We start from the raw sequence: 19,900 nt of genomic DNA, 5'->3' as shown, positions 1-19,900 counted from the left end.
TGCAGGATCAGAGGTTTTCCTCGATGATCTTGCCCATCTCTTCAATCGAAAGCGCCCCCGAGTGCTTTTCGCCGTTGATGAAGAATGTTGGCGTCGAGTTCACCCCAAACTCGTTCGCCCCGCGCTCACGCACAGCGTTTACTGCGTCAAGCAAACCCTGGTTTGTCAAGCATTCCTCAAAGGACTCCTGTGTAAAGCCGATCTGTTTGGAAAAGTCGAGCAGGGATTGGTACGGGTTGTCGGTGAACGCCCAGGCGCGCTGTTCTTCGAACATGATGTCCACAATGTCGAAATATTTTTCCTGCGGCGCGCAGCGGGCCAGCATGAAGGCGGCCGAGGCAACCGGGTCGAGCGGAAACTCCCGGAAAATAAAGCGGACCTTGCCAGTCTCGATGTAGTCTTTCTTCAGATCCGGCCAAGTGCGCTTGTGGAAATTGGCGCAGTGTCCACAGGTCATGGACGCATATTCGATGATCGTGACCGGTGCGGCCTCATCGCCCAGGATTTTGTCCCCCAGCGGACCCGGCTTCAGGAGCTCGTCTTCGTCGACCGACTGAGCCCATGCGGGCGCAGCAGATGCGAGCCCGAGCGCGGCCGTGGTCAAAGCGGTGGTTTTGAGAAACTGTCTGCGGGTCTGTGTCACGAAGATCGTCCTGTCACAAATTGATGTCCTGCACCTTCCGGCGCCATTGCTGTTCCATGTGCCCTTTCAGGCCCTCAACGTCAACACAGCTTGGCAAATGTGGCACCAGCGTGGACATATTGGCAGGCAAAGTCACAGTGTTGTTATTGCTGCGTGAAGGCTAGAAGCGATTAGGCGGCCGTGCCGGCGTTCCGGGCGATGACTTGCGCGCCCAGCTTCTTCAAGGCTTCCCGGAGACGATCGTTTTCGACCGTCTCGAGTTTCGCATCGAGCTGCTGCTCTTCCGACCGGGTCAATGGCCGCAGCGCCTTGCGCGTGCTGGAGCGTTTCACGGCGACCGGCTTTTGCTGGATCTTGATGCGGCCAATGGCGGCCCAGCCATAAAAGGTGTTGATCCGCTCAATCACCTGCGGACTGTCGTGAGACAGCATCAGCGCAGTGGGGCCATCTGTATGGACCACGAGAGTTGCAGGTTGCGGCGGGCGTTCCGGGTCACTCAGCTCCGGTTGCCGCGGCCAAATAAGCCGGTCCGGCTGGACGCGGGTGCCATAGCGCTCGCCGACGATATCGGCCCACGACGCAATGATATCGATGGAGGCGAAGCCGCGTTTCTTGCAGGCAGGGGTCATCGCCTTGCCGACCAAATCGGCCAGCAGTTTTGCACCCTTTCGATTTGCCTTCGACGCGGTTATGGCCTACCTCCTGACGCCTGCCCGGACCTTTTTGCGCGGCGCGCAGACGCGCTTTTCGAAGTCTGTTGTGTTCCAGTAGAATAAGACAAAATGAAGACGATTACTTTAACACACGTTTTGGCGCTGGCTTATCACCGCAATTGTCCCCAAGCTATCCAGACGCAAATCACCGTTGATCCGCAGCATCTTGGCGCATACCGGCGTGCAGCAAACCATGGCTGAAACCCACCCATCACCAAGTCTTCTATCATCAAGTCTACTGGAGTGGTACGACCGGCATGCGCGCACTCTGCCCTGGCGGGTGAGCCCGGAAAACCGGCGTCTTGGCGAAGTGCCGGATCCCTACCGTATCTGGCTGTCGGAAGTCATGCTGCAGCAAACCACAGTTGCTGCCGTGAAGAGCTATTTCGAAACCTTCACCAGCACCTGGCCGACCGTCAAGGATCTGGCCGCAGCAGATGAAGAAGACGTCATGAAAGCCTGGGCGGGGCTGGGCTATTATTCCAGGGCGCGGAACTTGAAAAAATGCGCTGACCTCGTTGCCAGCGAGTATGACGGCCGATTTCCGGACACGGAAGACGATCTCTTGAAGCTGCCGGGCATCGGCCCTTATACGGCCGCGGCCATTGCCACGATTGCCTTCGACCGCCATGCAGCCGTTGTTGATGGCAACGTCGAACGTGTCCTGTCGCGCCTGAAACTGATCGAGACGCCCCTGCCCGAGGCCAAGCCGGAAATCAAAGCTGTCATGGCGGACCTGACACCGGACGCCCGGCCGGGAGACTTTGCGCAAGCTGTCATGGATCTCGGCGCGACCATCTGCACACCGAAAAAACCCGCCTGTGCCCTGTGTCCCTGGCGGGAAGAGTGCGAAGGCCACCGCGCGGGGCTTGCGGATACCCTGCCGCGGAAAGCCCCCAAGACGAAAAAACCGACCCGGCACGGTGCGGCCTTCGTCGCCGTTGACGCAACAAGCGGTGCCGTGTTCTTGCGCCGCCGTCCGCCGGAGGGGCTGCTTGGCGGGATGACCGAAGTGCCTGGTTCTGTCTGGTCGGAAGACTTCGACACCGACAACAGCCTCTCCCATGCGCCCTTTGCCGCGGACTGGCAGAAGCGCGTTGGCGAGGTCAAACACACGTTCACCCATTTTCATTTGAAGCTAACCGTCTTCAGGACAGCGGTGTCCGGCAAGGATCAGCTTGGCAAAGACTCCGGATGGTGGTCCGCTCCAGACACGCTTTCCGAGGAAGCCCTGCCGACAGTCATGCGGAAGGTTTTGTCAGCGGCGCTGGACTGAACCTGTCACGCGTCCCGGGCGCACGCGACGCTCCAATGCAGCGATCAGATCACGTCTTTTCTTGGAAAAGTCAGGAAAGACTTTTTCCTCATCCGTTTACTCACCCCTCCCGTAAGTGTTCACGTTGCAAGCAAAGACTGCATCCAAGTTTAAACCCTCGGAACATCATTTCCGGGAACGCTGATCTTTGGCTTGAACCTAAGCAAGGGAGTCATCTACATGAAATTGATCCAGAAACTCGCAGTTGCTCTACTTCTCGTTCTGCCGTTTTCCGCTGCGAAAGCTGCCGAGAAAGACATTGTTGACACTGCTGTCGGCGCAGGCACCTTCAACACACTGGTTGCCGCTGTTCAGGCCGCTGACCTGGTCGACACCTTGAAAGGCGATGGTCCCTTCACTGTTTTCGCTCCGACCGACGAAGCCTTCGCGAAACTGCCGGCTGGCACTGTAGAAGACCTGCTGAAGCCGGAAAACAAGGACAAGCTCGTCGCTGTTCTGACCTACCACGTGGTCCCGGGCAAAGTGATGTCTTCCGATATCGCAGGCAAGAAAGCTGATGTTGCCTCTGTTCAGGGCGACACAATTGCAGTTGACGCAACAGACGGCGTGAAAGTCGACGAAGCAAACGTTGTCACCGCCGACATTGAAACAAGCAACGGCGTCATCCACGTGATCGACAGCGTGATCCTGCCGGCCTCCTAATACCACCGGCGTCTTACCCCTCCTCTGGTAAGTCAACAGGCGCAGCTTTACCGGCTGCGCCTTTTGCTTTTTTGCGGCAGGCTGTTCCAGCGCCTTGCAATCAACCGATTTTGGGCAGTGCGTCAGATACTTCTCCCTACATTCAAAAGCTCGCAAATTTCTGAAAAAAAACATGATTTAGACACTGGACACCTAGTGTAGAATAATTCTAAAGTACAGAAAATTTCGGCTACAAGGAGTGACGGCCATGAAAGGGAATGAAAAGGTTATTGCCTGTTTGAACGAGGCTCTGTTCCTGGAGCTTGGCGCGATCAACCAGTACTGGCTGCATTACCGCATGCTGGCCGATTGGGGTTACGCGAAACTGGCGAAAAAGGAACGCGAGGAATCCATCGAAGAGATGGAACATGCGGACAAGCTGGTTGACCGGATCATCTTCCTGGAAGGCCTGCCGAACATGCAAAAGGTCGCGCCGCTGCGCATCGGCCAGGACATCAAAGAAGTTCTGGAAGCAGATCTTGCCGGTGAATACGACGCCCGGACCGCCTACTCCAAATCACGCGAAGTCTGCCGGGAAGAAGGCGATTACGTCTCCATGGCGATTTTCGAAGAACTTCTGAAGGACGAGGAAGGCCACATCGACTTCCTCGAAACCCAGCTTGAGCTTCTGGAGAAAATCGGCGTTGAGCGCTACGGCATGCTGAACGCAGCCTCTGCGGACGAAGCCGAGTAAGGATACCGTCAGCCCAAATTTTGGAACGCGGCTCTGTTCGGGGCCGCGTTTTTGTTGGCTCCACACGGTATAGCGAGCAATTCTTATTTACTAAATTATAAGTTGCATAACGTTACGGCATCGTGAGACACTCCCTCCACCGAGACTGCCTGGAGGTGAAGTCATGCATCAGCAATTCCGCAATATCGTCATATTGAAAAGTGCACTGGTCATCGGCGCATTGTTTTCGACCGCAGCGTCGGCGCAGAACTGCGATGCGATCTGCACAGATGGTGAAACCTGTATCTCCGCGGCGGTCTATCCATATGTCCCGGACATGGGCGCGTTCACGTCCGCCATCTGTTCGGCGTGGCAGTCAGCGGGGCAAACGGAGAAGCTCTATCTGATTGCAGATGAGAATGTCTGGGACGGCGGGTACGATTCCAATCCGGTCTATACCAATGGCAGCGGCAAACAGACGCCGATCGACGTCTTTGTCTATGACGCAATGTATCTGGAATACTGGAAGACCCAAACAACCCAGATCCCGGCGGCGCAAATTAGCAATCCGACAGACTTCGTGCCTTACGCCGACACAGCCTTGAAGCTTCCCAACAACGACATGTACGCCCTGCCCATGCTGGGCTGTACGAACATCATGTTCTACCGGAACGGCGATTCAGGCATGGCGGGTGTGACCACCTTTTCGGACTTTGAGACCGTCAATTCGGCCGGGATCTATATCAGCCCCGTCCCCTTCGGCATGTCGGGCGCCATGATGAACATGTCCGGCAAGACGACCATCGGCGTCAATTACATGGTCAAGGGGTATCTCGACACCGGCAACTGGCCATCCATGACCCAGTTGGATCCCTCGATTGTCCAATCTCTTGCAGGCATTGCGGAGACCGCTAGCTATTACAACGCCTTGACCGGAGCCGTACCACCGCTGCAGGGCGTTGAGGACCAGTATGTCCGGGCCGGATATTTCAGTGAAGGCTATGGGCGGACGTCCATCGGTTTTTCTGAAAGCATGTCACAGATGTCGAATGCCACCCGGCAGAACCTGAAACTCCGTGCGTTTCCCTGGACCGACAACACCAACTCCCCGAACATGTTTTACGCAGATGTTGCTGGCGTGAACAGCAACTCACCGTTACTCGCCAACAACGGAACGCTGCCGTTCGTGCTTGCGAACATCATGACCGAACAAGCGACAATGCAGAATGCCATCGCGCCTTCTGGCGGGCAGCTGTCCTATCTCTTCCCCGCACGGACCAGTGTGCTCAATGCCTTGAGCTCGGTTGATCCGCTTTACCAGCAAATGTCCGACATCCTGAATGCCAAGACAACGGAACTGGTCAGCATGCCGACGACTGACCGGACTGCTTTTCACAGTTTCGGCGGATCCGTTCAAACGGCTGTCCTAGGCGACTTCAGCGGCCATTGCGATCTGGAGAGCACCGATTTTCCGGGCGACAACTCGCAGGCTCCGTCCATCTGCACCCCGTTGTGTCAATCGGCAGGCGGCTGGATCGGCTCCTGGACCAACCAATCTCCTCCTGCCTGGCCAGGATATTCGGCCTGCGGCTGCAACACCTGCGTCCAGGCATCGCCCCTACCACAGAAGGTCCAGGGCGAAGAAGCAACAACCATGGTTCAGTCCGGACCTGCGTTGAAGCGCTACATGCGCAACTAATATCGCGGGCCCTGGTCGTCAGAATACCGGCAACAAATAGGCCCCGGACTTAATCCGGGGCCTTTGCTTGGTGACAAAGTCAAATTCTCCTCTGGCGTCATGTTCGGACTTGTTCCGAACATCCAAAACTAATTGAAGAAAAATGGATCCTCGGCACGAGGCCGAGGATGACTGCTGAGAGGAATGGGTCCGTTTAGCTTCCGGCTTTCGTAAACACCGGTTCAGTGGACAACCTACTGAAACGCGGTTTCCGCAAAGCTTCTGAGTTTCCGCGAATGCAGGCGGTCGGCAGGCATCTGACGCATCTTCTCCAGTGACCGAATGCCGATCTCCAGATGCTGAGCGACCTGGCGCTTGTAGAAGTCGGTCGCCATGCCCGGCAGCTTCAGTTCGCCATGAAGCGGTTTGTCGGAGATGCATAAAAGCGTTCCATAGGGCACGCGGAAGCGGAAGCCGTTGGCTGCGATCGTCGCCGATTCCATATCAAGCGCGATGGCCCGCGACTGCGAGAAGCGTTTGACCAGCTCCGGCTGATCCCAAAGTTCCCAATTCCGGTTGTCGAGCGACACGACCGTGCCGGTCCGCATCACCCGCTTCAGTTCATATCCGTCATATCCGGTGATTTCGGCAACCGCGTCTTCAAGTGCAACCTGCACTTCTGCAAGCGGCGGAATCGGCACCCAAATCGGCAGATCTTGATTGAGAACATTGTCATCGCGCACATAACCATGCGCAAGGACATAGTCCCCGAGGGTCTGGCTGTTGCGCAAGCCCGCGCAGTGCCCGAGCATGAGCCAGACATGCGGACGCAGGACTGCCACATGGTCGGTGATCGTCTTCGCGTTGGACGGCCCGACGCCGATATTGACCATTGTAATGCCGCTGCCGTCGGCTCGTTTCAGGTGATAGGCCGGCATTTGCGGAAGCTTTGCCGGTTCTGTACCGCTGCAAGGGGCCGTGTCGCCGGCCTTTGTCAGCAAATTGCCCGGCCCAACGAAGGCCTCATAACCGCTGTCCGGATCCGCCAGATAGTCCTGAGACATGCGGCAAAATTCATCGATGTAGAACTGATAGTTCGTGAAGAGCACGTAGTTCTGAAAATGCTCCGCCGCTGTGGCCGTATAGTGCTGCAAACGGTGGAGGGAATAATCGACCCTGGGTGCCGTGAAAGAGGCCAGCGGCATTTCGCCATCGGCCGGTTCATACGTTCCGTTGGCGATGGAATCATCCATCACGGTCAGGTCCGGCAGATCAAAGACATCTGCCAGCGGCCGCTCGAGGCTCGCCGCGGCGGCACCGCCTTCCACGTGCGTTCCGTCATAAAAAGCGAAATGCAAAGGGATCGGCATATCGCTATCGCCAACCAGAACCGGCACCTCGTGGTTCTTCATGAGAAGCGCCAGCTGTGTCTCCAGATAATGGCGGAACAGGTCCGGCCGGGTGATGGTCGCAACATGGCGCCCCGGCCCGGAGACAAAACCGTAGGACAAGCGGCTGTCATGGCGGATATGGCTGTCGGTGACGATCTGCACCTGCGGATAAAAGGCCCGCACCCGATGTTCCGGCTCTTCCCCGTCGAGAAGCGCCTGGAAGTGCTTCCTCAAGAAGGCCGTGTTCGCCTCAAAAATTTCAATCAACCGCGCGACGGCTTCCTTGGGATCGCTGAAAACCTGCAAAGGGTGCGAGGGCGCAAGGCGGGTTGGCCGGGCCGGTTGTTGAAAGGCTCTGTGGATCGAGTTGGTCATGTGATCATCCTTATTTTTGTTATCCTTGAACAGTCTCGCCAGATGCGCGCGCGGTCAATAGGTGCAGCTTCAGATAATGAATATTTTTGCACACGAAGAAATTATTTTCGCACACACCAGGGCATCCTTCCCTGTGATAGGGATATCCCCTTATCTGGTTGAATTTAGAAACTTGCCGGGACGGATTTATGAAATCCTTTGAAGACATCGAAGCGTTGGCAATCGAGAAAAAAGGCGGCGCAGCTCAGCTCTCCGCCCTGTTGGCCGAACACAATGGTCCGAAGACACCAGAAGAGCTGGAGACGATCGAGGATGACCGCTGGCTGTCCATGTTCACCAAAACGATCTTTCAGGCCGGATTTTCATGGAAAGTGATTGAGAAGAAGTGGCCGGGTTTCGAAGAAGCCTTCGAAGGTTTTGATACGGCCCGCCTCGCCTTCCTGCCGGATGAGGCTTTTGAGGCGCTTCTCAACAACAAGGCCATCGTGCGCAATGCCATGAAGATCAAGTCCGTCCAGGCTAATGCGATATTCCTCCGGGATCTGGCCGAAGCCCACGGCAGTGCTTCGAAGTTCTTTGCCCGGTATCCTGTCGAGGATCAAATCGGCCTGATGGATATTTTAAAGAAGCGCGGCAGCCGGCTTGGTGGCAACTCCGGTCAGTATGCGCTTCGCTTCATGGGAAAGGAGACATTCATCCTCTCCCGGGACGTGGTTAACGCTCTAATCCGTGAAAATGTCATTGGGAATGAGTCCATGTCGAAAAAAAATCTGATTGCAATTCAGGAAGCCTTTAACCATTGGCGATCAACTTCCGGTCGTTCTCTCAATGAAATCAGCAGAATTCTGGCGTTTTCGGTCGGCTGAGCCCATTAACTTCTCATTTAGGTTTTACCATTGTAAACAAAGCATTGATTCAACGGTAATTTTTGTTCTGACGGCTTAACGCCTGATTTACCAAAAGCGGTAACCATGACACTCGAAATTGCGTGAGGTATTGCGTCGCAATGAGAGTACTGCGTACCGGGGTGTCCCCTGTGGCACCCCATCCAACATCTTCTGAGGAAGCTGATGCTTCCTGGCTGAACACGATCCTGAAGGGCGACTGCGTGGCCGCCCTTGAGAAGCTGCCGTCCCGGTCTGTCGACCTGGTGTTTGCGGATCCGCCCTACAATCTTCAACTGGGCGGCGACCTGCACCGGCCGGATCAGTCCAAGGTGGACGCCTGCGACGATCACTGGGATCAGTTCGAGAGCTTTGAGGCCTACGACGCCTTCACCCGCGCCTGGCTGCTGGCCGCGCGCCGGGTGATGAAGCCGGACGGCTCGCTCTATGTGATCGGCTCCTATCACAACATCTTCCGGGTGGGTGCGATCCTTCAGGATCTCGGCTTCTGGATCATGAACGACATCGTCTGGCTGAAGTCGAACCCGATGCCGAACTTTCGCGGCAAGCGGTTCACCAATGCCCACGAGACCATGATCTGGGCGACCAAATCCAAGGACGCCAAACCGACCTTCAATTACGATGCGCTGAAGACCTTCAACGAAGATCTGCAGATGCGCTCCGACTGGCATTTGCCGCTGTGCACCGGTTCGGAACGGCTGAAGGGCAAGGATGGTCAGAAAGTGCATCCGACCCAGAAACCGGAAGCCCTGCTCTACCGGGTGCTGACCGCCTCGTCCAAACCGGGCGACCTTGTGCTCGATCCGTTCTTCGGCACAGGCACCACCGGTGCTGTCGCACGCAAACTTGGCCGCAACTATGTCGGTGTGGAGCGCGAGCAGGATTACATCGATGCGGCAACAGCCCGGATCGCGGCAATCCAGCCGGGTGACGAAAAAGCGCTTGAGATGCAGCAAGGCAAGCGTGCCCAAAAGCGCATCCCGTTCGGTACGCTTTTGGAAAACGGCATGCTGGAGCCGGGCGCCGAGTTGACCTGTTCCAAGGGCAAGCATCTGGCGATCGTCCGGGCAGACGGTTCCTTGAAATCCGGCGACCACACCGGTTCGATCCACAAGGTGGGCGCGTTGGTGCAGGGCCAGGAGGCCTGCAACGGCTGGACCTTCTGGCATACCAAAGAAGGTTCGAAGAAATCGCCAATCGACGAACTTCGCAAGGAAATCAGATCCCGGCTGCAGGCCAATTAGAGCTGTAGCCGGCATGAGCTAACAAGCAGGAAGAAAAGACCTTCGCGTTCCCCGCGAGATCTTCCCTTGGCCCCGCCTCCCGAAAGGGACGGCGGGGTTTTTCTTCTGCCTGGCAAACGCCTATACACATAGGCGGACACCGAGTGGGATGTTGCAATGTTTCAGAACTGGCAAATCAGAACACTGCATGCGATTGCCTGGATCTCGCTGGCCTCAGCCATCGTTGGGCTGTTTATCGGCTTGCTTCGCGCAGGTGAGCAAAGCCTGATCACGGATGTGAGTGTTGGCATGCTCACCGGTGTCCTGATCGGCTTCAGTTGTTCCTGCTCAGAGTTTTTTGTTTTTTCCAACTCCCGCCTGCGAATGGCCCGGCAGATGCCGCTTTGGCAGCTCCTGCTTCTTCGAACAATTGTTTGGTGCGTCTGCATTTTGGCCGGGATGAGCTTGCCCAATTGGCTCTTCGGCCAACCGTGGCAGCACCTCGATGCGCAATTCATTGAGAATTTTGCGATTTCCGCGGCAATCGCCTTTGCGTTTTCCAGCGGCATTGAAATCTCCCGCCTATTGGGGACGGAAGCCACCACTGCACTTATCACCGGCCGGTATGCCCGCCCAAGACTTGAAAACCGTGTGGTGCTGTTTGCCGATCTTGTTGGGTCAACCGCACTTGCAGAACGCCTTGGAGAACTTCAGTTCCATGCGTTTTTAAGCGATGTCGCGCAGGATTTTGCAGACCCGATTTACAAGACCGGCGGCGATGTTCATCGCTATATCGGCGATGCTGTGATTGTGACCTGGCCACTTGAAAAGGGTGTGAAGAATGGTGCCAGTCTCAACTGCGCGCTTGGCATGCATCGCATCCTGGATCGCCGGGCGTCGTTTTACAGGACGAGATACGATACGGAACCGCGCATTCGCATTGCCATCCATTGCGGCCAGGTGGCGGCCGGTGAAATCGGCGATTGGAAAAAAGAAATCGCCCTGCTCGGCGACACCATGAACACCACCGCCCGGATCGAAAGCGCTGCCCGCGATCTGGGCGAACAGATCGTTTTATCGGACGATCTCGTCAAAAGACTTCCAGATATCCTCAGGACGCCAATACGCGTTCTGCCTGCTTATGAAGCGGCCGGAAAACAGGACAAGCTGACGCTTTGGGCTGTGGATCCACACGGCTAGATGACAAGCTTCGGATAGTCGGGACCACTCATTTGCCGAGCTTCGGTTTAACCCCCGCAACCTCAAGCAGGAAGTCGGACGGCGAATAGACCCTGGGTCTTCACTCCCGTTCGCGCGGGGAGACAGTTTGCAGACTTGAATATTTTGCAGTGCCGGACCTGATCCGGGACCAAACCTCAATCGGTTGGTCCCGGCTCGGAGACCGGGACAGCAGAGATAGACTTAGATCACCAGCACAAAACCCGCCGCGAGGTCTCCCTCCGGCATTTTGGCGATCAGAATACCGTTCGAAACGAACGGGACGGCAGGCGCGCCGGACTTGCCGGGGCGAAGAGTAAAGAGTGGGTTAGATTGGCAAGGCATCACGCCTGCCCGAAGGCTGTTCCCGGCCAGCAATCTTGTCTTTCCCGGACAAACACCAGGCCCTGGCAGCGCCCGATGATCCTTATGAAAATCTTCCGGTCTGACCTGCCCCCGTCTGGAACCCGGCGGCAGTCCGATAACCAGCTGACTGCTGACGGCGCGTTTCTTGATCCGTTACCTCAAAAAAGCGCCCAACCTCCGGTTCCTGCCACCTCGAACGGACGGTCCGGCCTCGGCCCCGTGGGACAGGAACGGGAGGAAGTATACGGCTGGTTTGCAGAGCGTGGATAAGTTTTCTGCTTCGTGTGACGCTGCGGCTTCTTCGGTTTTCATGCAGGATCAAAGGTTCACGAGATCCAAACGACATCGGAAACTGGAGGCCCGTTAACCTCATTGTCAGGTTTAACTATCTGTAAACCTTATCTTACGCTACACCCGCATTGATTGCAGATGTGGAGTTTTTTCATGCAAACGTGGGCCGGCCTCACAAGACTGTTAATTTTTGTTTCTATTTCGCTTTTTGGCTTCGCAGCTTGGGGTTTGACCCTGTTGGAACCTGACAGGCAGGTTTACCTGGAAACGTTCGATACAACCGAGCTTGAGACCGTTCTGGAGGGCCAAATTATGAGCCCCGGCCGGCACAGTCCATGGTCAATATCGGTGGATGGCGCAAACCTTGTTTGGCGGAACACATCCAAGAAAACCAACTCCCAACACCAGAGCATCGATTGGGTCCGCTTCGAGGATAACAAAGAAATTACGCGTTTGAATGAAGCCTCCCTTTCGGTCACAGTCCTGCCGCGACGGTTCAACAGTGGCGGAGCAGGCATCGTTGCCGGAACCTATCGCCAACGTCAGAATTGGCGGTTCAACATCGACAATGAAGGCGGCTATCATGTGTTGAGGCTATCCGGCCGGGGTTTCGCCCGTGTTTATAAAGGCGAACACCCAGCGATTAAGCCAAACACGCCAAATGTGATTGCCTTTGAGCGGCAAGGAGAGGAATTTGTTTTCTTCGTCAACGAGCAGGAAATCATCCGCTTGCCGACCAACGCCCGCAGATCAGACCCGCATTGGATCGGACTGACCGCCTTTGGCATCGGAACTTACAAGTTCGCAGAGATGACCATCACGCAATAGGCCGATGCTCACGCAGGCTCCAGCGCACGCACCAGGTTTGCGTCCGCCTCCGCTTCTGACGGATAGTATCCGCTGCGGATTTTCAGTTTGTGCCCGACACGGACGATGCCTTCCAGGGCCGGGATCAGCTCCTGGCCAATCTCGGTCAACTCGTATTCAACGGATGGCGGCGATGTCGGGCGGACATGGCGGACAATCACGTCCCTGTCCTCCAGCTCCTTCAGCCGGGCCGACAGGACCTTCGCCGACACCGGCGGTATGTCGGCTCGAAGCTCGCTGAACCGCCGGGGCCCTGCCCTCAAACACCAAATGACGTTCGGGGCCCACGCCCCGGCGATCACCTGCATGCACTCCGTCAACAGGCATGGTGCAGGGGGTGTTGGGCTTTGATTCTTTCGCATTTTCAGTGCCATAGCGAGATCTCCAACCAGCGAACCGCGTGCAAAGAGGTTTCTGCGCGGTAACTTCATAATAGGAGTTACCATCAGTTACCATATTGTCAACAGAAACCAAGGTGAGCATCTTCCGGTCATCGGAACCAGAAGGAGCCACCCGATGAAACTCTTTTACAAATCAGGCGCCTGCTCCATGGCAGCGCACATTCTCCTCAACGAGGCAGACGTTCCCTACACGCTTGAAAAGGTGGATACAGATGCCGGCACGACGGAAAGCGGTGCGGCCTACGCGCAGATCAATCCAAGGGGCTACGTTCCAGCTTTAAAGCTGGAGGACGGAGCAATCCTGACCGAAAACGTCGCCATCCTAACCTGGCTGTCCGAACAGTTTCCTCAGCTTGGGCCCCAGGGTGCAACCTCCGCACTTCAGAAATACCGGATGCTGGAGGCCCTCAGTTTTTTGACATCGGAGTTGCACAAGGCGTTCAGCCCGTACTTCTCAGGCAAAACTTTCACGGCAGAGGAAAGTGCTCGCAATCTTGCGGTCTTGAAGAGGAAGATTTCCCAGTTCGAAGGCATGCTCTCGGATGACAGCGGGTATCTTCTCGGTGACACCTTCACTGTTGCCGATGCCTATGCCTTCGTCATCTTGAACTGGGCGAGCTTCATCGGAGTTGCGCTGACCGAATGGCCACGCACGACAGACTATGTGAACCGGATCAAGGCCCGGCCCGCCACGCAGCGAACGCTGCAGGAAGAAGGGCTGGCCTCATGAGCACCGTCCTCAATGAACTTCAGGCGGTGATCGCGGATTACTTCGAAGCGCTGTACCTCTGCGACACGGACCTTTTGGAGAAGGTGTTTCATCCCAAGGCGGTGTATGCGACCGCCGATGAAACGCCGCTGCTTCACCGGACCATGGATGCTTATGTTCCGGTGGTTGCCGCACGCCAATCCCCGGCCTCGCGCGGGGAAGTGCGCACAGACGCAATTGACGAAATCCAACTTGCTGGGGCCAACACAGCCTTTGCCCGTGTTCGCTGCTCAATCGGGGACAACGACTTCGTCGATTTTCTGACCTTCGTGCGTGATGGTGGGCGCTGGCAGATCATGGCGAAGATTTTTCAGATCATCCCACGACAATCCGGGAGCGTTTAAAGATGCCTTATGTCCATATTCAAGTGACGGATGAAGGCGTCAGCAAGCACCAAAAAGCCGAGCTGATCAAAGGCGCAACCGATCTGCTTGTCGATGTTCTGAACAAGGAGCCCGCCACGACGTTTGTCGTCATCGAGGAGGTCCCCCTCGAGAACTGGGGTAACGCTGGTGTGCCAGTAACCGAGTTCAGGGCCAAACGAACTGGATCCTAGCGCCATCCGAAACCACCCCTTGGGCTCCAGTAACAACTGGAGCCCAAGGTTTTTGTCTATCCAAATGATTCCTGCGGTCCGGCAATCGAGTTCAGAAAATCCCGCCGAAGTTCTTTATCTGTCGAGAACTCACCAAGCATCCTGCGGGTCATCATCGAAACGCCTGGTTTTTTGATCCCGCGGGTGGTCATACACATGTGGGCGGCTTCCATTACGACAGCAACGCCGCGTGGTTTCAGAGCCGTGTTGATGGCATCCGCGATCTGAGCCGTCAGCGTTTCCTGGATCTGCAGGCGCTTGGCAAAGACTTCCACGACGCGCGCCAACTTGCTGATGCCGACGACACGCCCGGCCGGAAGATAAGCGATATGCACCTTGCCGATGATCGGCACAATGTGGTGTTCGCAGTGGGATTCGAACCGCATGTTTTTCAGAACAATCAGGTCATCATAGCCGTCTGTTTCTTCAAAGGTGCGCTGAAGCATTTCGACTGGGTCAGTCTGATACCCTTCGAAAAACTCTTCATAGGCCCGCACAACCCGGGCTGGCGTATCGACCAGACCTTCCCGGTCCGGATCATCCCCTGCCCACTCGATCATCACACGGACCGCCGCTTCGGCATCCTCACGTTTTGGCCGGCGGTGCGCGCTGTTGCTTTTGTGGTGCGTGTTTGCCGACGATGCACCTTCAATGGCTTCAACCAATGACATTCTTTACTCCAGATCGAAAACCTCACATTGGTAATGTTATAACTTTACTTATTGTAATTGAAAGACACCTGATTGATCCGCACGTTCGTTATGTGCCTGAGATTTTCAGAAAATCGCAGCCGCTCGCCGTTTCTTCAGAAAATCAACGCGTTCAAAATGTTGTGCCGACAAGTTGACGGGGAAAAATTGTAATCTGCGGTGATGGCGGGTCACCCATCCTGCTGTGACCCGCCAAACTTAAGTTATTCAAACCCAATCAACGCTTTGCGGCGTTTGCCGACGGACAGCGACAGCCGGTCGTTGGCCCCAAGGTCGCCGGAGGAGATGCGGCGGCGGGCATCGTCGACCACACGGTTGTTAAGCCGCACACCGCCGCCTTCCACCAGGCGCCGCGCTTCGCCGTTGGAGGCGGCAAAGCCGCTTGCCACCACAAGCTCCAGAAGGCCGACCCCTTCAGCCAAGACGGACAGGGCCATTGTGTGGGTCGGCTCCGTCAACTCGGCATCTCCTGAGAACAAGGCATCGCCCTGCTCCAGAGCCACTCGTGCTTCTTCCGGGCCATGAACGATAGCGGTGACTTGCGTTGCAAGGATCTTCTTGGCCTCGTTCAACTCCGCACCCTGCAACTCCGACAAACGCTCCACTTCGCGCATCGGCAGTTCGGTGAAGAGACGCAGGAACTTGCCGACATCGGCGTCCGCCGTGTTGCGCCAGAATTGCCAGAAGCCGAACGGCGACAGATGCTCCGGATGCAGCCAGACAGCGCCCGATGCGGTCTTACCCATCTTGGATCCGTTAGCCGTCGTCAGAAGCGGGACGGTCAGCCCGTGCAGCTTGCGCCCGTCGCGGCGGCCAAGCTCGACACCGTTGACGATGTTGCCCCACTGATCTGAGCCGCCGACCTGGAGAACGCAGTCGTGGCGCTTGGCGAGTTCCAGGAAATCCACGGCCTGCAGCATCATGTAGCAAAACTCCAGGATCGTCAGCGGCATCTGGGCATCGAGCCGCGACTTGACGCTGTCGAAGGTCATCATCCGGTTGACGGTGAATTGAGAGCCATAATCGCGCAGGAACTCAAGGAAGCGGAACTCGTTCAGCCATTCCGCGTTGTCGACCAGCAGCGCCCCTTCCGGACCGTCCATATCGACGAGACGTTCCACCGAGCGGCGGATGGTCGCCATGTTGGCCGCGATCTGGCGTTCCTCCAGAAGCGGTCGTGCGTCCTTACGGAAACTCGGATCTCCGACCTGGCTGGTGCCCCCGCCCAGAACCACGATCGGGCGGTGCCCCAGTCTCTGCAGCCAGCGCAAGGTCATCAAGGGCATCAAGTGACCGACATGAAGGCTGGCCGCCGTTGCATCAAATCCGGCGTAAGCGGTGATTGGACCGTCGTTGAGGCGCTTGTCGAGAGCTTCCAGATCGGTGGACTGATGCACGAGCCCGCGCTCCAGAAGCACGGCAAGAGCTTCCGATTTGAGCTTTGTCGCCGGTTTTCCGGCTTCGATCATGTGTTTGGTCATTTTCGGCTTCCTGGGTCTTTTGGGGAGTTCCCGCCAGGGGCCGGTATCTTGAAAACCAAAAAGCCGCCTGACGCGGCGGCTTTTTTAGGTTTGATTTGTCAGAGCAAGATCCTACGCAGCCGCCGGTATGTCGGTGACGTAATAAAAATACACGAAGGATGCGCTCAACTTGATCATGGCAGTTTAGATGCGCGAGCTTTGAGGCAATGTCAAGCGGCTTGTTCGGCGTCTCTGATAACCTGCGCGCCAAGTGCTTCGAGTTCCTTCTTGAAAGTCCCCCACTTTTCCGGCGTGACGGTCATGGTGGCTGGTTCAATGATTTCAACGGAATAGCCGCGATTGAGCGCACCCTTGGCCGTGAATTGAACGCACTGGCAGGCATCAAGACCGGTCAGACGCAAATGGCCGACCTTCCGGTCCGCGAGATAGACATCCAGCTCCGGATTAGAGAACGCATCTCCGATCGGCTTTTCAAAAACCGGCGCACTGCCTGTCTTCAGATCCTCGTCGAATGCCAGCCCCTTGCGGCCCGGTGTGCCAATGCCGCCCATCAAAAGCTTCATGGCCAGAATGGCCGGCCAGTGGCGAAACACCTGTTTGATTAAGATGACCTCATGACCGGCTGCATGCGCTGCCTCGATTTCCCGGTTGATGCGGTCAATGCCGCGGGTCCGCGCGTCTTCCGAATAAGGTTTCGGACTAATGCGCGTGAAGTCTTCCTGAACATCAATCACCAGCAAGGCTGTGTTCGGGCGCGCCGCCCGGTCGATCGGTTTTCCCATGGTCGCCTTGCTTGAAATCCAGACAACCCAGAAAAAATAGCCCGCGGCCCATAGGACCAAGGCACCCAGACCACTCACGGCTAAAGTCAAAAAAGACATATCGAACTCCTAAATGCACTCACTCCAGGCCGCGTGGGCGGTCGGGGTCGTCTTCAAATTCTGCAAAGTGATCGAGCATGGCGCACAGAACCCGTTGGGCTGCCTGAACCTCTTCTTTGGAAAAATGCGCACTGACGGCATCGATCTCATCGTTTTCCTTTGAGCGGATCTCGCCGAAAACATCTTGGCCGCGCCCTGTCAGTGCAAAAAGAGGCGAACGCTTGTGGGCAGGGTTGGAGCGCCGTTCCAATAGCCCGAGCTGCTCCAGCTCGTTGACCATCAGCTGGATTTGCTGCCGGGCCAGAAACAAGGACCGGCCAATATCCGGAACAGACAACGCCCCTGCCTCTTCCAGCACCTCCATGACAGCCCGCATGCCGACCGATACGCCGGTGCCGTCCAGCTTTGACTCAACAGCCCGCGCCAATCGCCGGTACACCGGCCGGATCAACCGGATCACCTCATAGAGTTCATCAGAGTTCTGATGCCGTGCTTTTATCATGACAATATTTTTGTCATATTGACATATTTATTGTCAATATTTTCTTCGCTTGACTCAAAACGGGCGCCCGGATTTTTGTCCGGGCGCCCGCTAAAAAAGCTTTCTTTGTTTTCCCCTTAAAACCCGATGACCAGCTCCGCGAGGGTGATGAAGAGCGGGATGCTCAGGATTGCCACCGGTGTCCCAAGCCCGGTCGAAGTCCCGATGTAAGCCGACGGATTGGCTTCCGGCAGGGCCGCCCGCATGGTCGGCGGACCGGAGATGTCAGAGCTGGAGGCCGCCATGATCGAGAGCAGTACGACGCCGCCGGCAGAGAACCCTGTAAAATGGTGGGCAACAAGACCCATTCCGAAGCCCAGCAAGCCGTGCAGCAGAGGCGCTGTCAGACCGTAGATCAGATAGGCATGAGCAACCTTCTTGAGCTCCGACAACCGGGCCCATGCTTCCATACCCATGACAAGCATCAAGATGGACAGAAGCCCCCGGAAAAGCGGCTCATAAAAGCTTTCATAGACTGCCTCCGGCCGGGCCAGCAGGCCAATGCCAATGCCAAGCAGCAGGGCAGAGATGGCCGGGCTCTTGATCGTATCAACAATGATTCCCTTGGCGAGCTGGCCGTCAAAACCACCGCCAAACCCGAAGCCACCACCGCCGGAAGACATGGTTGCCGTGCCGTCAGACTGGACAGTGCCGGCGGCCCGCCGCTCGGCGCTCATCCGCGCCAGGAAAATTGCAGTCACCAGCGCCGCGACATCCATGAACGGGTAAAGGGCTCCGATGAAGCCTTCATAGTAGATGCCTTCGCTGTCGAGCATCGCCATGCCAGCGGCAAGCGTTGAGGCCGAGACCGCGCCGAACAAACCAGCCGTTGCCATAGCGTCGGCATTAGAAACGCCCCGCCACATTGCGAGGATCTTGCCGCCAAAGATAACAATCACGACGCCTAAGAGCGCGGCACAGATCGCCGGAACCGCGAGCGACATGGCATCCGCGGAGCGGACAGAAATCCCGGCACCCAGACCGACCTTCAACAACAGCAGCAAAACAACGAACTTGTAGACCGGCTCCGGCACTTCCAGCTTGCTGCCCATTGCGGCAATCAGCATGCCGCCCATCAAAAACGCCAGCGTCGGCTTTTGAAATTGCGCTGCAAGCGTCGTGATTACTTCAAAGAAAATGTCCATTCCGGCCTCGGTTGTCGTCAAAAAGCGTCGTCCGGGGGCTTATGACGCAGTTCAAAGAGAATAAAAAATATATGTTTTATTATTTTTCGTTCTATTTAATAGAACTATTGATGGTTTGAGCGAGCTGGAAACCGATGGACAACCTCAACTACCACCACTTGCGCTACTTCCGGGAAGTGGCGCATGAGGGCAACCTCACCCGGACTGCGGAGCGGGTGAACCTGTCGCAATCCGCGCTCTCCACTCAAATCCGTCAACTTGAGGCCCGGCTCGGCCATGATCTTTTCGAGCGGTCCGGGCGTCAGCTTGTCTTGACCGAAGTTGGACGGATTGTGCTCGATCATGCCGACCGGATCTTCGGGACTGGAGAAGAACTGATCGCAACCCTGCAGCGATCCAGTCAGTCGGCCCCGCCCTTGCGGGTCGGGGCCCAATCGACCCTTTCGCGGAACTTTCAGATCCGCTTTTTAAAGCCGCTGCTGTCCAGTGGAGAAGTTGACTTCACCCTGCGGTCCGGCAGCGCCTCAGTCCTGCTGGAGGCGCTGGAATCGCTCGCCCTGGACATCGTCCTGACCACAGATCCGCCGGACAGCTCCCTGTCTGGAGACTTTACGGCACACCGGCTGGCTGAACAGAAGGTCACCATTCACGGAACGCCGGAGCGGATTGCCGGAAAGACGCTGCATCAGCTCCTGAGCGACGAGCCCTTGATTGTTCCCGATGAAAGTTCGATCCGGACAGGTTTCGACAGCCTGGTGGCCCGGCTTGGCATCACCCCGCGCATCGTAGCGGATGTTGACGACATGGCCATGGTCCGGCTGCTCGCCCGGGCTGATGTCGGCATCGCCATTGCCCCGCCGGTCGTCATGGCCGACGAGATTGCTGCCGGTCTCCTGCAAAGTGCCCCTTTTGATTTGCAGATCTTTGAAGCGTTTTACGCGGTGACCGTAACACGGTCGTTTCCGCATCCAATCTTGCGGGAGTTGCTGACAGGTCAAATGGACTGAACCGGGGACC

The 19,900-nt window shown here is 56.6% G+C and carries 23 protein-coding genes; 13 read left to right on the top strand and 10 right to left on the bottom strand.

Annotated features, from left to right (window positions below; translation table 11 throughout):
* Positions 1–7: 7 nt before the first annotated feature.
* Together RBB44_RS03840 and RBB44_RS03835 are read right to left on the bottom strand one after the other, a co-directional pair.
* A complete protein-coding gene (locus tag RBB44_RS03840) occupies positions 8–643 on the bottom strand; it encodes a thioredoxin domain-containing protein (protein ID WP_209179416.1) in 636 nt (211 codons plus the stop codon).
* A 170-nt stretch (positions 644–813) separates the two neighbouring features.
* Positions 814–1,287 (bottom strand): DUF721 domain-containing protein, encoded by a 474-nt coding sequence (locus tag RBB44_RS03835; RefSeq protein ID WP_286182844.1) that lies wholly within the window; start codon positions 1,285–1,287, stop codon positions 814–816.
* Positions 1,288–1,549: 262 nt separating this feature from the next.
* Between RBB44_RS03835 and mutY the strand changes: the two genes are divergently transcribed.
* From mutY to bcmE, 4 genes are all read left to right on the top strand, one after another.
* The gene (gene mutY, locus RBB44_RS03830) at positions 1,550–2,632 is read left to right on the top strand and encodes an A/G-specific adenine glycosylase (RefSeq protein ID WP_306149939.1); all 1,083 of its coding nucleotides are present in this window, start codon (positions 1,550–1,552) and stop codon (positions 2,630–2,632) included.
* Between the two features lie 219 nt (positions 2,633–2,851).
* A complete protein-coding gene (locus RBB44_RS03825; RefSeq protein WP_133948286.1) occupies positions 2,852–3,334 on the top strand; it encodes a fasciclin domain-containing protein in 483 nt (160 codons plus the stop codon).
* Positions 3,335–3,581: 247 nt separating this feature from the next.
* Positions 3,582–4,067: a bacterioferritin gene (gene bfr, locus RBB44_RS03820; protein ID WP_040451567.1), complete on the top strand. Its 486-nt coding sequence runs from the start codon at positions 3,582–3,584 to the stop codon at positions 4,065–4,067.
* Between the two features lie 163 nt (positions 4,068–4,230).
* The gene (gene bcmE / locus RBB44_RS03815) at positions 4,231–5,745 is read left to right on the top strand and encodes a thiamine pyridinylase (protein WP_306149938.1); all 1,515 of its coding nucleotides are present in this window, start codon (positions 4,231–4,233) and stop codon (positions 5,743–5,745) included.
* Between the two features lie 233 nt (positions 5,746–5,978).
* On the opposite strand, the gene RBB44_RS03810 is transcribed toward bcmE, so the two are convergent.
* Positions 5,979–7,490, bottom strand: a complete 1,512-nt coding sequence (locus RBB44_RS03810) for an AMP nucleosidase (RefSeq protein ID WP_306149937.1) — start codon at positions 7,488–7,490, stop codon at positions 5,979–5,981.
* A 188-nt stretch (positions 7,491–7,678) separates the two neighbouring features.
* Between RBB44_RS03810 and RBB44_RS03805 the strand changes: the two genes are divergently transcribed.
* From RBB44_RS03805 to RBB44_RS03795, 3 genes are all read left to right on the top strand, one after another.
* Positions 7,679–8,356, top strand: coding sequence for a DNA-3-methyladenine glycosylase I (locus RBB44_RS03805; protein ID WP_306149936.1), 678 nt, complete (start codon positions 7,679–7,681; stop codon positions 8,354–8,356).
* A 140-nt stretch (positions 8,357–8,496) separates the two neighbouring features.
* Positions 8,497–9,639, top strand: coding sequence for a site-specific DNA-methyltransferase (locus RBB44_RS03800; protein ID WP_306149935.1), 1,143 nt, complete (start codon positions 8,497–8,499; stop codon positions 9,637–9,639).
* Between the two features lie 156 nt (positions 9,640–9,795).
* A complete protein-coding gene (locus RBB44_RS03795) occupies positions 9,796–10,818 on the top strand; it encodes an adenylate/guanylate cyclase domain-containing protein (protein ID WP_306149934.1) in 1,023 nt (340 codons plus the stop codon).
* 222 nt (positions 10,819–11,040) lie between these two features.
* Here RBB44_RS03795 and RBB44_RS03790 read toward each other — a convergent pair whose 3' ends face one another.
* Positions 11,041–11,181, bottom strand: coding sequence for a hypothetical protein (locus tag RBB44_RS03790; RefSeq protein ID WP_306149933.1), 141 nt, complete (start codon positions 11,179–11,181; stop codon positions 11,041–11,043).
* 75 nt (positions 11,182–11,256) lie between these two features.
* On the opposite strand from RBB44_RS03790, the gene RBB44_RS03785 reads away from it, so the two are divergent.
* On the top strand, positions 11,257–11,472 hold the full coding sequence (locus RBB44_RS03785; RefSeq protein WP_306149932.1) for a hypothetical protein: 216 nt from the start codon (positions 11,257–11,259) through the stop codon (positions 11,470–11,472).
* A 174-nt stretch (positions 11,473–11,646) separates the two neighbouring features.
* The gene (locus RBB44_RS03780; protein ID WP_306149931.1) at positions 11,647–12,321 is read left to right on the top strand and encodes a hypothetical protein; all 675 of its coding nucleotides are present in this window, start codon (positions 11,647–11,649) and stop codon (positions 12,319–12,321) included.
* Positions 12,322–12,329: 8 nt separating this feature from the next.
* On the opposite strand, the gene RBB44_RS03775 is transcribed toward RBB44_RS03780, so the two are convergent.
* The gene (locus RBB44_RS03775; RefSeq protein WP_306149930.1) at positions 12,330–12,668 is read right to left on the bottom strand and encodes a helix-turn-helix domain-containing protein; all 339 of its coding nucleotides are present in this window, start codon (positions 12,666–12,668) and stop codon (positions 12,330–12,332) included.
* A gap of 208 nt (positions 12,669–12,876) precedes the next feature.
* Here RBB44_RS03775 and RBB44_RS03770 point away from each other — a divergent pair, with 208 nt between their 5' ends.
* Genes RBB44_RS03770 through RBB44_RS03760 form a run of 3 tightly spaced genes read left to right on the top strand, consistent with a single transcriptional unit; the run spans position 12,877 to position 14,086 of the window.
* The gene (locus RBB44_RS03770; protein ID WP_306149929.1) at positions 12,877–13,491 is read left to right on the top strand and encodes a glutathione binding-like protein; all 615 of its coding nucleotides are present in this window, start codon (positions 12,877–12,879) and stop codon (positions 13,489–13,491) included.
* Positions 13,488–13,874, top strand: coding sequence for a nuclear transport factor 2 family protein (locus tag RBB44_RS03765; protein WP_306149928.1), 387 nt, complete (start codon positions 13,488–13,490; stop codon positions 13,872–13,874). Before RBB44_RS03770 ends, RBB44_RS03765 begins: the two co-directional genes overlap by 4 nt.
* A 2-nt stretch (positions 13,875–13,876) precedes the next feature.
* Positions 13,877–14,086 carry a 4-oxalocrotonate tautomerase family protein gene (locus tag RBB44_RS03760; protein WP_306149927.1) on the top strand — a complete coding sequence of 70 codons (210 nt, stop codon included), beginning with the start codon at positions 13,877–13,879 and terminating at the stop codon, positions 14,084–14,086.
* 56 nt (positions 14,087–14,142) lie between these two features.
* Here RBB44_RS03760 and folE read toward each other — a convergent pair whose 3' ends face one another.
* The 5 genes from folE to RBB44_RS03735 form a co-directional block, all read right to left on the bottom strand.
* Positions 14,143–14,796, bottom strand: coding sequence for a GTP cyclohydrolase I FolE (folE, locus tag RBB44_RS03755; protein WP_306149926.1), 654 nt, complete (start codon positions 14,794–14,796; stop codon positions 14,143–14,145).
* A 242-nt stretch (positions 14,797–15,038) separates the two neighbouring features.
* Entirely contained in the window at positions 15,039–16,316 is a 1,278-nt protein-coding gene (gene tyrS, locus RBB44_RS03750; protein WP_306149925.1) for a tyrosine--tRNA ligase, read from the bottom strand.
* 209 nt (positions 16,317–16,525) lie between these two features.
* A complete protein-coding gene (locus RBB44_RS03745) occupies positions 16,526–17,197 on the bottom strand; it encodes a cysteine hydrolase family protein (protein WP_306149924.1) in 672 nt (223 codons plus the stop codon).
* 19 nt (positions 17,198–17,216) lie between these two features.
* The gene (locus tag RBB44_RS03740) at positions 17,217–17,699 is read right to left on the bottom strand and encodes a MarR family winged helix-turn-helix transcriptional regulator (RefSeq protein WP_306149923.1); all 483 of its coding nucleotides are present in this window, start codon (positions 17,697–17,699) and stop codon (positions 17,217–17,219) included.
* A 116-nt stretch (positions 17,700–17,815) separates the two neighbouring features.
* On the bottom strand, positions 17,816–18,883 hold the full coding sequence (locus RBB44_RS03735; protein ID WP_306149922.1) for a sodium-dependent bicarbonate transport family permease: 1,068 nt from the start codon (positions 18,881–18,883) through the stop codon (positions 17,816–17,818).
* A 134-nt stretch (positions 18,884–19,017) separates the two neighbouring features.
* Here RBB44_RS03735 and RBB44_RS03730 point away from each other — a divergent pair, with 134 nt between their 5' ends.
* A complete protein-coding gene (locus tag RBB44_RS03730; RefSeq protein ID WP_306149921.1) occupies positions 19,018–19,890 on the top strand; it encodes a LysR family transcriptional regulator in 873 nt (290 codons plus the stop codon).
* The last annotated feature ends 10 nt before the right edge of the window (positions 19,891–19,900 follow it).

The sequence above is a fragment of the Roseibium sp. MMSF_3247 genome (assembly GCF_030733765.1).
GTDB lineage: Bacteria > Pseudomonadota > Alphaproteobacteria > Rhizobiales > Stappiaceae > Roseibium.
The sequence above is the reverse complement of the archived record's forward strand: the minus strand, read 5'-3'. Positions and strand labels throughout refer to the sequence as shown.